This is a genomic window from Serratia proteamaculans, assembly GCF_949794035.1.
GTDB lineage: Bacteria > Pseudomonadota > Gammaproteobacteria > Enterobacterales > Enterobacteriaceae > Serratia > Serratia proteamaculans.
On the sequence record NZ_OX461105.1, the window covers coordinates 1589795 to 1603087 of the forward strand.

The following is a 13293-nucleotide window of genomic DNA, read 5'->3' on the forward strand; positions in this document are numbered from 1 at the left end:
TTTCTCCCGGTGATCCCAAACGTGGGAATCAGATACAACAAAGCGCAGGGGCTAAGACACCACCCCTGTGCTCAAGTGAATCAGTGACTGACTTCATCCGTTATTTAGGTTCGGTACCGAACCATTTTTTGTAGATTTCGTTGTAGGTCCCGTTGTCGCGCAGCGTTTTCAGCGCGCCATTGACCTTCACGCGCAGCTCATCACTGCCTTTAGGGAAGGCGATGCCGTATTGCTGGGCTTCCAGTGATTCACCGACGGTTTTGAATTTGCCGGCGCCGGCAGTCTTGATGAAGTACAAGATATTTGGCGTGTCGTGCAGTACCGCGTCAGCGCGCTTGGTGCCCAGTTCCATATAGGCGTTATCGATGTTCGGGAACTGACGCAGGTCTTTGGTTTTGATGTGTTGTTTGGCGTAATCAACGGAACCGGTGCCGCTCTTCACCGCCACCACTTTACCGTTCAGGTCGTCAATGCCCTTGATGCTGTTGTCATTGGCATTCACCATCACCAGCAGGCCGCTTTTGTAGTAGCCGTCGGAGAACTCGATGGCCTTTTTACGTTCTTCGGTAATGGTAATACCGGCCAGCGCCAGATCGATGTTTTTGGTTTGCAGTGCCGGGATGATACCGCTGAAGTCCATTGGTTTCAGGGTGTAATCCAGTTTCAGTTCTTTGGCGATAGCGGCCCATAGGTCGATATCGAAGCCGACATATTTGTCGCCTTGCTTAAACTCAAAAGGAACGAATGCGGTGTCGGTGGCGACGACCAGTTTGTCTGCTGCGTGGGAGCTTACGGCAAAGGCCAACGAAAGTGCGGCCAGGGAGACTTTAAAAATTGACTTCATGAGAGGAATTTCCTGTACAGGTTGCGGATTACCCATTTTTTATATTGCAGTTGGTGCCATGAAAAAATCGTGCCATGTTTTCAACTACTATAAAAACAAAGAGTTAGGCTGTGATGTTGTGTTTGAAGATCGAATTATTATTTTTATGCACCCAGTTGGGGCCCCAAAATGGTGCTTTGAGTTGCCTGTTGGTGCAGTCGTCTATCATTAACCAAATAATGGTGCTGAAACAACCGATAGTTAACCATTTCGCTTCAATACTGATAACTAACTCTAACTTTTGTGCAGCAAGGGTGTTGCATCTGGTGCAGGAATGTTCAGTCACAAAGGGCGGAAGGGCTTTACCCCATCAGCTTAACGCAGTTGGCTGTCTTTGCTGCCGCGGCGGTTATATAAGCTGCTCGCCGCCTGTTTTTTATCCAGCTCGGTTTGGCAGGCCAGGCAATAGCGCACGCCTTGCAGCGCTTGCCGACGCGCCAAAGGAATTTCTTCCCCGCACTCCTGACAATAATGCTCACTTTCGCCGTGGCCCAGCGCCTGTCTGGCACGCTGTACGGCGTCATCCACGGTGGAGTCGATTTGATCTTGCACGGCACCTTCTGCCGCCCATCCGCTTGCCATGGTCACCTCACTGTTGTGGCGCCGCCCGCCGTCTGATTTATCTACTATGGGCGGTTTTTTGAGCAATTCAAGCCGCGCAAAAAGAAAAACAGGCTGGGGCAAAGCCCGCAGCCTGTTCAGTCCCGCGATGCGGGCCGTTTTGATTGCTTTTAGCAGGGTTTATTCGATGTTGGATTCGATAAACCACAGGAATTTGTCCAGATCGCGGGATGCCGCGGTGAACATATCCGCCGTATCTTCATCTTCCACTTCAGTGATGGCCTTGCGAATGTCATTGGCCACCGCACCGTAACGATCGGCCAGCGCTTTCAGGTGTTCCTGTACGCTATGGATATTGGTCGGATAGCTTTTCAGCGGGGTTTTATCGTTCACTACCTGCACGGTGCCCAAGGCGACGCCACCCAACTGCACGATGCGCTCGGCAAAAGTATCCTGATGATCGATAATCGCCGTACGGAACCCGTCCAGCATCTCATGAACGGCAATAAAGTTAGCGCCACGCATGTTCCAGTGGGCCTGTTTGGTGATCAGTGACAGGTCGATAAACTGGATAACCTGACGGTTCAGCGCCTTGATGGCGTCCAGCTTGGTTTTTTCGTCCATGTCATTGCGAGTGTAAAGCAGCTCAGAAGATTTCGTTTTCACCAGTTTAGCGGTACTCATATCAGATCTCCTCTTGTTGTGGCATTGTCCTATTTTGGTTCGGGAATAATTATAGCAATGACAGGGATTTTTGCAGGACGAAAATGGCTATTGGATAAATAGGGAGTAACGAATTGAAAATGTGATTTAACAGGCGTAGAGTGATTGGGTTAAATTTAACTGATTGAATTTTAATTTAATTTTTTATTTCCTTTTGTAATATTTTATAAACCGATTTTATTATTATCCTTATTATTGTTTCAATCGGATGAAGCTGTGCTTTAAATTTAAAGGTCAATTGTAGAAATAGCCGTTAATTCATATTGATAGGCCAATGACATCTCCGCTAAGATATTCTGCCCTTATTTCAGAACCCGATGCCAATGAAAATCAACGTCGTTGGAACCAGTGGCAGTGGCAAAAGCACCCTGGCACGTCAGTTGGCGCAAACACTTGCGTTGCCCCATATCGAGTTGGACAAGCTGTTTTGGCGGTCAGACTGGCAAGGCACACCCGATGATGTGTTCTTGGTGCGAGTCGCAGAGGTACTGGCCGAGGCGGAAAGCGGCTGGGTGCTTGACGGCAACTATAGCCGAACCAAAGCGGTCAAGTGGAATGGCGTCGATTGGGTGGTGTGGGTGGATTATGGTTTCTGCCGTACGCTGTTTCAGGCAGTGCGGCGTGCCGCCACACGTGCATGGTCCGGTACCGAGTTGTGGGCGGGCACCGGCAATCGTGAAAGTTTCCGCCGTTCTTTTTTCAGCCGCGATTCAATTGTGCTGTGGACCCTCAAGACCTACCGTAAAAACCGGGTCGGCTATCTGGCTGACATGAGCAATCCCCGCTATCAGCATATCCGCTTTATCCGGCTGCGCTCACCTGGGCAAACCAGTGAGTTTATTCGCGATTTGTCCCGGCATTAAAGCGTGCCACGAGAAAGCCGGCCATTTCGACCGGCTGGCTGTTTACAGCAACAGGGTGTAATGCACTTTCATCACCGCTATTTTGATCAGCATCGGCGCGTTCAACTGACAACCGATTTGATGCGGCTCATGGGGGAAAAATATGGCGTACATGCCGGGAAACATCGTCAGCGTCTGGCGATGGCGGTGGATATCCAACAGCTGCAAATCCTGAACTTCGTCATAGGGCAATTCGCTTTGCCAGTCACCCGGCATGCCGTAATCAATACGTTCTTCACCGCTGATTAACAGATGGATATCGGCATATTCCTGATGCAGCTCTGCGCGCCGGGTTTCCGCCAACCCGGTGGTTAGCGTCATCACGTCCATAAAGATCTTTTCACCGTCGATCTCATGCCGCCCGAGCGCCAGCTCAGGCAGATCGTATTGACGAAGGGTGGTGAGAGTTTCGATCAGTATCGGTGACAGCCCACGGCCATAGCGTGGGTTAAACAGAGTGTTATAAATCACTTTAATTCTCCATGTGGTGAACCCTGCCGGGTCCGGTTCCATAAAAACGTGGGGGGTACTGCGCGGAAAAGTATGCCTGTTTGCCAGTATGAAAACAGTTAACCCGCCTGCATTCCGCTTTTGGCAAATGCAGGCGTTACCGATCCTCAGGAAAGATTTTCGATTTGTGGTTTTGGTTTGATGGTCAGGGTGGCGCCCATGGAAGCCGCGATGATCGCTGCCAGTGCCAGCCATTGCACCGTGGTCAGGTGTTCATTAAGGAACAGCATGCCGGAAAGCGCCGCCAGCGCCGGCTCCAGGCTCATCAGGGTGCCGAAAGTCCGCGCCGGAATTTTCGGTAGCGCGATAATTTCCAATGAGTAGGGCAGTGCGGTAGACAAAATGGCCACCGCCAGTGCGACGGGCAGGATATCAATATTCAGCAGGGCGCTTCCGGCTTGCCAGGCGCCAATCGGGCAGAACACCACGGCGGCGATCAGTGAACCGACCGCCACGGTGCCTGGGCCGTGGTCGCCGCCGGCTTTTTGGCCGCAGATAATATAGACCGCCCAACAGGCACCGGCACCCAGCGCGCAGGCCGCCCCAAAGGGGTCGATACTGCCCATGTCATGGCCCAATGGCAGCAGGAACCACAAGCCGGCGATCGCCAATGCGACCCACAAGAAGTCTATTGGGCGGCGTGACGAGAACATGGCGACCGCCAACGGCCCGGTGAATTCGAGTGCGACGGCGATGCCCAGCGGCAGGGTACGCAAAGAAAGATAGAACAGGTAATTCATCGCCCCCAGCGCCAGGCCGTAGATAAACAGCGGCAAACGGCTGCCGGCGGCGAAGCGCATGCGCCACGGACGGAAGATAATAAACAGGATCAGCGTACCGATACTCAGGCGCAGCGTGGTGATGCCTTCAGCACCGACCAGCGGGAACAGGCTTTTGGCCAGCGAGGCACCGGTCTGGATCGATACCATGGCAATAATCAATAAACAGATAGGCACCAGCGTGGAGGACGCTTTAGTGGTTGCAGACGAGGACATCCTTTAGAGCCTTTTATGCGTTTCCCATAACCTGGGAAGACTGTCGTTTTTTGGATGACGGCAGTGTAAATGAAATGAGGTAAATGTGTCTGAGAAAAGCTTATGCAGCGGAGAAAAGTGCCAGCTTCAGGGCAGTGATCTGGTTTTTATGCTCAAAAAATGCGCTTTTTTTAAGAATCATCTGGATATTAAATAGGTGATTGTTGTCACAGAAACGCGTAGAATGCGGCTCGAAAATAGAGCGAAAAGAAGAAGATACACTGTTCTTGAAATCTAATGTTACACGATATAAAGCATTAGACACTCATTTTAAGGCAGAGTTTCACGCTAATTTTTGCTATATTTTCAAAGCATGAACAAATGGATTTACTTAAAAATATAACGCGTTTGAGGTGGTTATGAAAAAAATTGCATGTCTTTCCGCAGTAGCAGCCTGTGTATTAGCAGTAACCGCAGGTACCGCATTCGCTGGCCAGAGCACCGTTTCTGCTGGTTATGCGCAGGGTGATCTCCAAGGCGTTGCTAACAAAGCCGACGGTTTCAACCTGAAGTACCGTTACGAATTCGACAACAACCCACTGGGTGTGATCGGTTCCTTTACCCACGTGGAAAAGAACGGTTCTGAGAACGGTTACTACGGTAAAGCTCAGTACAACTCTATCACTGCCGGTCCAGCTTACCGCTTCAATGACTGGGCAAGCATCTACGGTGTGGTTGGTGTTGGCTACGGCAAAAACATCGACAATGCTCAGAACGGTTCCGACCGTAACGGCAGCAGCGACTACGGCTTCACCTACGGTGCTGGCCTGCAGTTCAACCCAATCCAGGACGTTGCTCTGGATGTAGGTTACGAGCAGAGCCGTATCCGCAGTGTTGACGTTGGTATCTGGAGCGTTGGCGTAGGCTACCGTTTCTAAGATTTCTCCACGCCTGCGGGCGTGAGCATGTGGCGCAGTTAGCCGCATCAGATAAAAATCCGCCTTCGGGCGGATTTTTTTTGCCTGTTATCCAGCAACCTTCACTTGCCCAATTTTTGCCCCGGCTCTGACGAAAAGCGCGCGCTGCGGGCATCTCGTTCATAACCCTGCGGCTGGGTAAGAATACCGTATAGTGCCGGTCGGCGGCCGTGGATCCAGCGGCGTCCGGTGCTGAGTGGGATCAGCGACAGGTCAAGTTCGGCCGTGACCATCTGATTTTCTGCTGCCCAGGTTTCCGCCAGAATACGGCCGTAAGGGTCGAGGATCATCGCGTTGCCGGTTCGCACCTCATCGTCATCACGCCCTACGCCGTTACTGAATAAAACGAACAAACCATTGTCATGTGCGCGTGCCGGTAGCCAGCGCAACAGCCAGCCGCGGCCATGTTCGCCACGAAACGCCGCCTCTATCGCCGCCGGGTTTTCCTGCCGACGTTGCCAGATTTCCAGCGGGATCGGCTTCATGCCGTGCGGGCTACGTGAATGCGTTCCCCCCGTTTGATGCGGTGCCAGTAGCACCTCCGCCCCCAGCAGTGCGGTTGCCCGCACGTTTTCCACCAGGTTATTGTCCCAACAGATTAATACTCCCATCCGCACACCCCATGGGGTATCAAACACGGTGAAACTGTCGCCACTGGCTATCGCCGGGTGCTCAAAGGCGTGCAGTTTACGGTGCACGTGAAGTTTGCCGTCGGGCAGGCAAACAGCGTAGGCATTGTAATATTTTCCGTCTTCACCCTGTTCAATCAGCCCAACACCGATCGCCATGTTATAGCGCTCCGCCAGCGGACGAATACGCGCCAGTGAAGGGCTGGCGGCTATCGGTTCCGCCAGTGCGCCAATTTCGCCGGCGCTGAGGTGTCGAACGTGCCAATAGCCGGTAATGCACATCTCCGGGAAGGTCAGCACTTGGATTTGTTCGGTGGCGGCGCGGGCGATAAAGCCCTCAATCACCGACAGGTTGTAGTTTTTATCGTTGGCGCGATGCTGAAACTGCACCGTTGCGGCACGCAGATAGCTTGTCATGGGATCACCTTTGGCTGTTGTCTGGCGTTGATTACAGCAAAGCTATTGATTACTGTATAATCAATTAAATTCTTTATTTGATAACTAAACGGAATGGATATTCGACAACTACGCGCCTTTGTGGTGCTGGCTGAACAGGGTAATTATCGCCTGGCGGCGGAGCGGCTGTGTATCACCCAGCCGGCGCTGAGCAAACAGATCCAGGCGCTGGAAGCGCTGCTTGGTGCCCGCTTGTTTAACCGTGGCCGCCAGGGAGCACAACTCACCGCCAGCGGACAGCGGCTTTATCCCGAAGCCCAGACGCTGGTTGGCCAGCATCTGCAGTTTCAACAGCGCGCCTTGCAGATCGTGCAAGGGGAGGCGGGGCGGTTGGCGATGGGGTTCGGGCTGTCCAGTTTTCACCTGGCGCCGCAGCTGGTTGCTGCTTTCCGCCAACGTTTTCCTGAGGTTGCCGTGGGGCTGGAGGATTTGCCTTCGGAGCGGCAGTATCAATTGTTATTGCAGGGTGAGTTGCAGGTGGGGTTCGTACGGCTACCGGTCAGCACGCCGCTACGGGCTGCCGCGCTGCTGAGCGATCGCTTGGTGCTGGCCGCCCCCGCCGCGTTGGCGCTGAAGGCGGAAACGATCATCGGGCAATTCAATACTCTGCCGCTGCTGCAGTTGACGCCGAAACGCGGACGCGGTTTGAGCGAACAGTCGCTGCGCTTTATTGCTGCCCATCAACTGACACCCAACGTAGTGCAACAGGCCGGGGATATCCAGACGCTGCTGGCGCTGGTCGCCGCCGGCATTGGCGTTGCCCTGTTGCCGCACAGCGTCAGCCATATTGCCCCGGCGGGCATCGATATTCTGCCGCTGAGTGGCGAACAGACTGAGTGGCAAGTCGGTATTGCCTGGAACCCGCAGCAGGCTGACGCACTGCGGGATAATTTTATCCAGGTTGCGCTGGCTACGGCGTCGGTGAGTTAATACCCCGGCTTACAGCGGGCAATGCATCACCAGAATAGGGCTCTGATGGTACTCGCTGCGGCGGCTTTCGCTAAAACCGACCTTCTTCGCCAGCGCCACTGAAGGCTGGTTTTCCGGTGAAATAATGCAGACCGTCTTATCACCCGGTAAATGCTCTTTCCCCCAGGCCAAAGCCGCCCGCAGCGCTTCGGTGGCATAGCCTTTGCCCTGCGCCGATGTCACCAGCGTCCAGCCCATCTCTGGGGCGTCGAGCGCCGGGGTGATATGGCGTTGGAAGTCGGAAAAACCGATGCCGCCGAGGTAAGCGCCGCTGACTTTATCGCGCACGGCCCAATAGCCATACCCTAACAGCGCCCAGTGACCCACGTAACGCATCAGGCGGCCCCAGGAGTCTTCCCGGTCTCTCGGCGTGCCGCCGATATAGCGCACCACTTCAGGATCGGCCCACATGGCGGGCAATGAATCAAAGTCGTCCAGCGTGTGGGCATCCAGGCGTAAACGTTCGGTGAGCAACTGCGGGGCGGTGGTGATAAGGGTCATTATTTTTTTCCTGCACAGAGCCAAAAGGTTCTGTGCAGTATGCCAGAGAAATTACACCGCCAGCCACAGCAACCAGGTGAACAGGAAGCCACTGAGGCCGAGGATAGTGGTCAGCACCGTCCAGGTTTTCAGGCCATCAGCCACTGAAAGACCGAGGTATTTGGTGACGATCCAGAAGCCGGAATCATTTACGTGCGATAACCCCAGCCCGCCAAAGCAGGTAGCGAGAGTCACCAACACCAGTTGCAGATGATTCAGTCCACTGACCGCTTCCGACAATAATCCGCCGGTCGTCAGGATCGCCACGGTGGCGGACCCTTGTGAGGCACGCAGGGCCAGCGAGATGATAAATGCCGCCGGGATCAACGGCAGGCCGATGGTGGTCAAAACGTCCGCCAATGCCTTGCCCACGCCCGATTCAACCAGCACTTTGCCGAACACCCCACCGGCACCGGTTACCAGGATCACCACGGCGGCAGTGGGCAGCGCGCCACCCATCACGTCGCTGGTGTGTTGCAGGCTCCAGCCACGACGAATCGCCAGGAAATAGAACGCCAACAGCAGGGCGATCATCAGTGCTACCGCTGGGGAACCGATCAACGATAGCGTGTCGCGCAGCGCTGAACCTGGCTCAAGCAAGGTGGCGGAAACGGTGCCCAGCATAATAATCGCGATGGGAATGACGATCAGTGCGGCCACCAGCCAGGCACCGGGTGGATTAATGCGATCGCTTAACGGCGCTTTGCCTTCCGGGGCCGGTTCTGGCGCTGCCAGCTGCAACTGTTCCAGCACTTCAATCGATAACGGGTAAGCCTTACGGTTCAGCCATTTGGCTGTGAAGTAGCCGATAACGCCGACCGGAATACAAATCGCCAGGCCGATAATGGTCAGCCAGCCAATGTCGGCATTCAGTAACCCGGCAGCGGCCACCGGGCCAGGGTGCGGCGGCAGTGCGACGTGTACCGTCAGCATCACGCCGGCCATTGGCAGGCCAAACTTCAGCGGCGAAACCCTGGCCACCTTGGCAAAGCCATAGATGATCGGTGCCAGGATGATAAAGCCGACGTCGAAGAACACCGGAATGCCGAGAATAAACGCGGCGATGGTCAGCGCGGCCACGGTACGTTTCGGCCCTAACGCCTTGCTGAAGCGCTGGGCCAGCGACTCGGCACCGCCGGAATGCTCGATCATTCTACCGAGCATGGCGCCCAGACCGATGATAATGGTCACCGAGCCCAGCACGCCGCCCATCCCGGCGGTCATTACTTTCATCACTTCACCGGTCGGAATGCCACTGGCCAGCGCCACCAGCAGGCTGACCACCAGCAAGGCGACAAACGGCTGGATCTTGGCTTTGATCACCATCAGCAGGAGCAGCACTACACCTAATACGGCAATCATCAAAAGCATAGAAGTCGACATGGGATAGCCTTTAATCGGGTAAGAGTCAGGCACCGCGATCGCCGGTTGGCGATACGGGTGCGTTTAATTTTTATATTGTTGCTGTGCAGGTTGGGTTGGTTAGTCCGTTACAGGTAAGGCCTTATCCAACCCAGTCCGGCGCGGGTATCGCCCCGGGGTTTGTACTCACAACCAATCCAGCCGCTATAACCGAGGCGGTCCAGTTGGGCGAACAGCCAGGGATAATTCAGTTCGCCGTCGTCCGGCTCATGGCGATCCGGTACCGAGGCGATCTGAATATGGGCGTAGCGCCCGGCCAGTGCGGTCATCAGGCCACTGATATTGCCGTCTACCAACTGCGCATGGAAAAAATCGAACTGGATAAAGACGTTCGGGCGATCGACGGCCTCGACCAGTTTTGCTGCCTGATGCTGGCTGGAGAACAGATAGTTGGGCTTTACCTGCGGGCTGAGCGCTTCGATCAGCACCTTGATGCCGTGTTTGGCGAAGCTGTCGGCGGCGTAGCGGATATTGCTGATAAAAGTATCGCGGTAGCGCTGCCCGTCTTCGCCAGGCGGCACCACACCGGCCATGACGTGTACGCTGGGGCAGTTCAGCGCGATAGCGTAAGCCAGCGCGCGGTCGATATCGGCACGCGCAGCCTGTTCGCGGCCAGGTACGGCCGTCAGCCCCCATTCACCGGCATCGGCATCGCCGGGCGCGGTATTGAACAGCACCTGTTGCAGGCCGTTATGGCGCAACTTTTCAGCCAACAGCTCGGCCGGATAGTCATAGGGGAACAGAAACTCCACCGCGCTAAAGCCTGCGGCGGCTGCGGCCTCGAACCGCTCCAGGAACGGCAGGTCGGTAAACATCATCGATAAATTGGCAGCAAATTTAGGCATGATTCAGCTCCGTAGCTCGGCAATCTCATCATCGGTCAAATAACGAATTGGGCGCTCGCCGAGGGTGAAAATCAGCTTCGCCGCATCTTCCATCTCTTCAGTGTTGTCTGCCGCCGCTCGCAGATCCTTACCCGTGACGACCGGGCCGTGATTGGCCAGTAAGAAAGCGCGGTGGGTCGGTGCCAGTTTGGCCAGATCCTCCGCCAGCCGCAGGTCGCCGGGACGGTAGTAAGGCACTACCGGCACCTTGCCGACCCGCATCACCACATAAGGGGTGAAGGGTTTGATGGCGTTCTTCACATCCAGCCCTTGCAGGCAGGACAAGGCGGTAAGATAAGTACAATGCAGGTGCACCACGGCTTTGCACTCCGGGTTATTCAGATACAGCGCCCGGTGGAAGCTGATCTCTTTTGACGGTTTATCCCCGGACAACCATTCGCCGCTCAGGCTGACCTTCGACAGTCGATCGGCCTGCAGTTCACCCAGACAGGAACCGGTGGGGGTGGCCAGCAGCGTGCCGTCCGCCAACAACAGCGAAAGATTTCCTGCAGAACCGGTGGCGTAGCCGCGCTGGAAGAACGAGGCCCCCAGGCGCACCATTTCCTCACGTGCCTGCTGTTCTGTGGTCAGTGTCATAGGGGGAACTCCGTTTGTGCCCGGGCGAAAAAGTTCTCATCGCCAAAGTTGCCCGATTTGAGGGCCAGTGAAACCGGTTGATCGATGGCCCGCACCCAGGGCACGCCGGGAGAAATGCAGGGACCAATGTGGAAACCGCGAATGCCCAGTGCCTGAGTCACTACGCCAGAGGTCTCGCCGCCGGCAACGATAAAACGATTGAAACCTTGCTGCCGGAGCTGTTCAACCACCCCGGCGAACAGCGACTCTACCGCCTGGCTGGCAGCGGCCATACCGTATTGCTGTTGCGCCTGTCGCAATTTTTCCGGCTCGGCGGTGGCGTACAGCAATGGAGCCAGTGGGCCGTTAGCCTGCTGTTGCACCCAGTCGGTCAGTTCGGTGACGTAAGCCGCGCGGTCGCCATCGTTAAGGCAACGGGCCACGTCGATAGCTTTGGCAGCCGCCTGCTGACGGTATCGCGTCACCTGTTGATTGGTCATGATGGAGCAGGAGCCGGACAACACCACTGCCTTTTCGCCCTGTGGTGCCCCGGCCGCCTGTGGGCTGCCTTGCCCCGGTTGTGCCCATTGACGAGCCAGGCCGATCGCCAGACCGGAGCCCCCGGTCACCAGCTTCATATTTTTTAGTGCTGCACCCTGAGTCAGCAAATGCTGTTCATTCAGCGTATCCAGCACGGCGTACCTTATGCCTTGTTGCGCCAACTGCCGCAGCTTTTCGGCCACCGTTTCGACACCGCGATCCATTTCTGTTGCCGTCACCAGTCCGCAGCGTCCCTGAGCCTGCGCTTCCATCAGCCGCAGCAGGTTACTGTCGGTCATTGGTGTCACCGGGTGGTTGCGCATACCGGATTCTGACAACAACTGATCCAATACGAACAGATAGCCCTGATACACGGTGCGGCCGTTGACCGGCAGTGCCGGAGAGATCACCGTTTGGCTTTCGCCCAATGCATCAAGTAGCGCATCGGTCACCGGGCCGATATTGCCCTGCGCGGTGCTGTCGAAGGTAGAACAATACTTGAAGTAAAATTGCCGACAGCCCTGGCGTTGCAGCCAGGCCAGCGCCTGTAACGACTGTTCAATCGCCTGTGCCGCCGGGCAGGAGCGTGACTTCAGGCTGATGACCACCGCCTGCGCTTCGAGCGGTAGTTCATCCTGCGGCACGCCGTTCAACTGTACCGTCGACAGCCCGTTTTCCACCAAAAAGCTGGCAATGTCGGTGGCCCCGGTAAAATCATCTGCAATAACGCCGAGCAGCATTATGCTTTCTCCTTCTTTTGCGGCAGGTCGATACCGGCGAAGATCTTGATCACCGCGCTGTCGTCCTCTTTACCAAAACCGGCGTTGCTGGCGGCGGTAAACATATTGAAAGCGGTAGAAGCCAGCGGCAGCGGGAAATGCAGCGCTTTGGCGGTATCCGCTACCAGCCCCAGATCCTTCACGAAGATATCAACCGCCGATTTAGGCGCATAGTCCCCGTCGACCACGTGGCGCATGCGGTTCTCGAACATCCATGAGTTACCGGCGGCGTGGGTGACCACATCGTACATCACGTCCAGCGGGATACCGGCGCGGGCGGCCAGCGCCATGGCCTCGGCCCCGGCGGCGATATGCACCCCGGCCAGCAATTGGTGGATGATTTTCACCGTGGCCCCCAGGCCAATCTCTTCGCCAATGCGATAGACCTTGCCGGCAATGGCATCCAGTACCGGCTGCAACTGGCCGAAAGTAGACTCAGCGCCGGAGGCCATCACCGTCATCTGGCCTTCTGCGGCCTTGGCGGCGCCACCGGAAACCGGGGCGTCCAACATGTTCAACCCCAGCGCCAGTAACTGTTGTTCAATCTGTTTGGCATCGGCGGCGGAAATGGTGGAGGACACCATCACCGGCGTGTTTGGCTTCAGCTTCGCTGCCAGGCCGTTCTCACCAAACAGGATCTGTTTCACCTGTGCGGCGTTGACCACCAGCAGTAACAAGGCATCGAGTTCGGCAGCGAAGTCGTCTGCACGGGTGGCCGCTTGTTTTGCTCCGGCCTGTTGCAAGGTGGCCAGCGCCTGCGGATTAAGATCGACGCCGTAAGTGCTCAGTCCGGCATTAATGCACGACTTTGCCGCTCCCATGCCCATCGAACCTAGTCCTACGATGCAAACTGCAAAATCCCCTGGCTGTGTCATGCGGTACCTCGTGTTAATTTTAGTGATAATTTGTTTTGTTGTGTTAAATGTAAGCGCTTATTGGTCTGAAGTCAGCGATCAGTATCACAATTA

General features: G+C 55.6%; 15 protein-coding genes. 3 read left to right on the top strand and 12 right to left on the bottom strand.

Annotation, left to right across the window (positions count from 1 at the left end; genetic code table 11):
- Nucleotides 1-100 precede the first annotated feature (100 nt).
- From glnH to dps, 3 genes are all read right to left on the bottom strand, one after another.
- Nucleotides 101-844, bottom strand: coding sequence for a glutamine ABC transporter substrate-binding protein GlnH (gene glnH / locus QOT07_RS07495; RefSeq protein WP_085115857.1), 744 nt, complete (start codon nucleotides 842-844; stop codon nucleotides 101-103).
- A gap of 354 nt (nucleotides 845-1198) precedes the next feature.
- On the bottom strand, nucleotides 1199-1465 hold the full coding sequence (locus QOT07_RS07500; protein ID WP_099064186.1) for a DksA/TraR family C4-type zinc finger protein: 267 nt from the start codon (nucleotides 1463-1465) through the stop codon (nucleotides 1199-1201).
- A gap of 159 nt (nucleotides 1466-1624) precedes the next feature.
- Nucleotides 1625-2128 (bottom strand): DNA starvation/stationary phase protection protein Dps, encoded by a 504-nt coding sequence (dps, locus tag QOT07_RS07505; RefSeq protein ID WP_099064045.1) that lies wholly within the window; start codon nucleotides 2126-2128, stop codon nucleotides 1625-1627.
- A 362-nt stretch (nucleotides 2129-2490) separates the two neighbouring features.
- On the opposite strand from dps, the gene QOT07_RS07510 reads away from it, so the two are divergent.
- Nucleotides 2491-3030, top strand: a complete 540-nt coding sequence (locus tag QOT07_RS07510) for a P-loop NTPase family protein (RefSeq protein WP_099064046.1) — start codon at nucleotides 2491-2493, stop codon at nucleotides 3028-3030.
- Between the two features lie 42 nt (nucleotides 3031-3072).
- Here QOT07_RS07510 and nanQ read toward each other — a convergent pair whose 3' ends face one another.
- Entirely contained in the window at nucleotides 3073-3540 is a 468-nt protein-coding gene (nanQ, locus tag QOT07_RS07515; RefSeq protein ID WP_099064047.1) for an N-acetylneuraminate anomerase, read from the bottom strand.
- 146 nt (nucleotides 3541-3686) lie between these two features.
- On the bottom strand, nucleotides 3687-4574 hold the full coding sequence (gene rhtA / locus QOT07_RS07520; protein WP_112348209.1) for a threonine/homoserine exporter RhtA: 888 nt from the start codon (nucleotides 4572-4574) through the stop codon (nucleotides 3687-3689).
- 398 nt (nucleotides 4575-4972) lie between these two features.
- Between rhtA and ompX the strand changes: the two genes are divergently transcribed.
- Entirely contained in the window at nucleotides 4973-5491 is a 519-nt protein-coding gene (gene ompX, locus QOT07_RS07525; protein WP_012005917.1) for an outer membrane protein OmpX, read from the top strand.
- Nucleotides 5492-5592: 101 nt separating this feature from the next.
- On the opposite strand, the gene QOT07_RS07530 is transcribed toward ompX, so the two are convergent.
- Nucleotides 5593-6576, bottom strand: a complete 984-nt coding sequence (locus tag QOT07_RS07530) for a nitrilase family protein (protein WP_283602831.1) — start codon at nucleotides 6574-6576, stop codon at nucleotides 5593-5595.
- Nucleotides 6577-6669: 93 nt separating this feature from the next.
- Here QOT07_RS07530 and QOT07_RS07535 point away from each other — a divergent pair, with 93 nt between their 5' ends.
- On the top strand, nucleotides 6670-7545 hold the full coding sequence (locus QOT07_RS07535) for a LysR family transcriptional regulator (RefSeq protein ID WP_283602832.1): 876 nt from the start codon (nucleotides 6670-6672) through the stop codon (nucleotides 7543-7545).
- A gap of 9 nt (nucleotides 7546-7554) precedes the next feature.
- Here the strand turns inward: QOT07_RS07535 and QOT07_RS07540 are convergent, their stop codons facing one another.
- From QOT07_RS07540 to ltnD, 6 genes are all read right to left on the bottom strand, one after another.
- Nucleotides 7555-8085 (bottom strand): GNAT family N-acetyltransferase, encoded by a 531-nt coding sequence (locus tag QOT07_RS07540; RefSeq protein WP_283602833.1) that lies wholly within the window; start codon nucleotides 8083-8085, stop codon nucleotides 7555-7557.
- A gap of 51 nt (nucleotides 8086-8136) precedes the next feature.
- A complete protein-coding gene (locus QOT07_RS07545) occupies nucleotides 8137-9507 on the bottom strand; it encodes a GntP family transporter (RefSeq protein WP_207975810.1) in 1371 nt (456 codons plus the stop codon).
- 107 nt (nucleotides 9508-9614) lie between these two features.
- Entirely contained in the window at nucleotides 9615-10391 is a 777-nt protein-coding gene (locus QOT07_RS07550; RefSeq protein ID WP_283602834.1) for an HPr family phosphocarrier protein, read from the bottom strand.
- 3 nt (nucleotides 10392-10394) lie between these two features.
- Nucleotides 10395-11027 (bottom strand): 3-oxo-tetronate 4-phosphate decarboxylase, encoded by a 633-nt coding sequence (gene otnC, locus QOT07_RS07555; protein WP_099064054.1) that lies wholly within the window; start codon nucleotides 11025-11027, stop codon nucleotides 10395-10397.
- Nucleotides 11024-12286 carry a 3-oxo-tetronate kinase gene (gene otnK / locus QOT07_RS07560; RefSeq protein WP_283602835.1) on the bottom strand — a complete coding sequence of 421 codons (1263 nt, stop codon included), beginning with the start codon at nucleotides 12284-12286 and terminating at the stop codon, nucleotides 11024-11026. Before otnK ends, otnC begins: the two co-directional genes overlap by 4 nt.
- Entirely contained in the window at nucleotides 12286-13200 is a 915-nt protein-coding gene (gene ltnD, locus QOT07_RS07565; RefSeq protein ID WP_283602836.1) for an L-threonate dehydrogenase, read from the bottom strand. Before ltnD ends, otnK begins: the two co-directional genes overlap by 1 nt.
- Nucleotides 13201-13293 lie beyond the last annotated feature (93 nt).

Bases quoted from the DNA above. Each gene is read 5' to 3' on its own strand.
- glnH (WP_085115857.1), bottom strand. From the start codon at position 844: ATGAAGTCAATTTTTAAAGTCTCCCTGGCCGCACTTTCGTTGGCCTTT.
- QOT07_RS07500 (WP_099064186.1), bottom strand. From the start codon at position 1,465: ATGGCAAGCGGATGGGCGGCAGAAGGTGCCGTGCAAGATCAAATCGAC.
- dps (WP_099064045.1), bottom strand. From the start codon at position 2,128: ATGAGTACCGCTAAACTGGTGAAAACGAAATCTTCTGAGCTGCTTTAC.
- QOT07_RS07510 (WP_099064046.1), top strand. From the start codon at position 2,491: ATGAAAATCAACGTCGTTGGAACCAGTGGCAGTGGCAAAAGCACCCTG.
- rhtA (WP_112348209.1), bottom strand. From the start codon at position 4,574: ATGTCCTCGTCTGCAACCACTAAAGCGTCCTCCACGCTGGTGCCTATC.
- ompX (WP_012005917.1), top strand. From the start codon at position 4,973: ATGAAAAAAATTGCATGTCTTTCCGCAGTAGCAGCCTGTGTATTAGCA.
- QOT07_RS07530 (WP_283602831.1), bottom strand. From the start codon at position 6,576: ATGACAAGCTATCTGCGTGCCGCAACGGTGCAGTTTCAGCATCGCGCC.
- QOT07_RS07535 (WP_283602832.1), top strand. From the start codon at position 6,670: ATGGATATTCGACAACTACGCGCCTTTGTGGTGCTGGCTGAACAGGGT.
- QOT07_RS07540 (WP_283602833.1), bottom strand. From the start codon at position 8,085: ATGACCCTTATCACCACCGCCCCGCAGTTGCTCACCGAACGTTTACGC.
- QOT07_RS07545 (WP_207975810.1), bottom strand. From the start codon at position 9,507: ATGTCGACTTCTATGCTTTTGATGATTGCCGTATTAGGTGTAGTGCTG.
- QOT07_RS07550 (WP_283602834.1), bottom strand. From the start codon at position 10,391: ATGCCTAAATTTGCTGCCAATTTATCGATGATGTTTACCGACCTGCCG.
- otnC (WP_099064054.1), bottom strand. From the start codon at position 11,027: ATGACACTGACCACAGAACAGCAGGCACGTGAGGAAATGGTGCGCCTG.
- otnK (WP_283602835.1), bottom strand. From the start codon at position 12,286: ATGCTGCTCGGCGTTATTGCAGATGATTTTACCGGGGCCACCGACATT.
- ltnD (WP_283602836.1), bottom strand. From the start codon at position 13,200: ATGACACAGCCAGGGGATTTTGCAGTTTGCATCGTAGGACTAGGTTCG.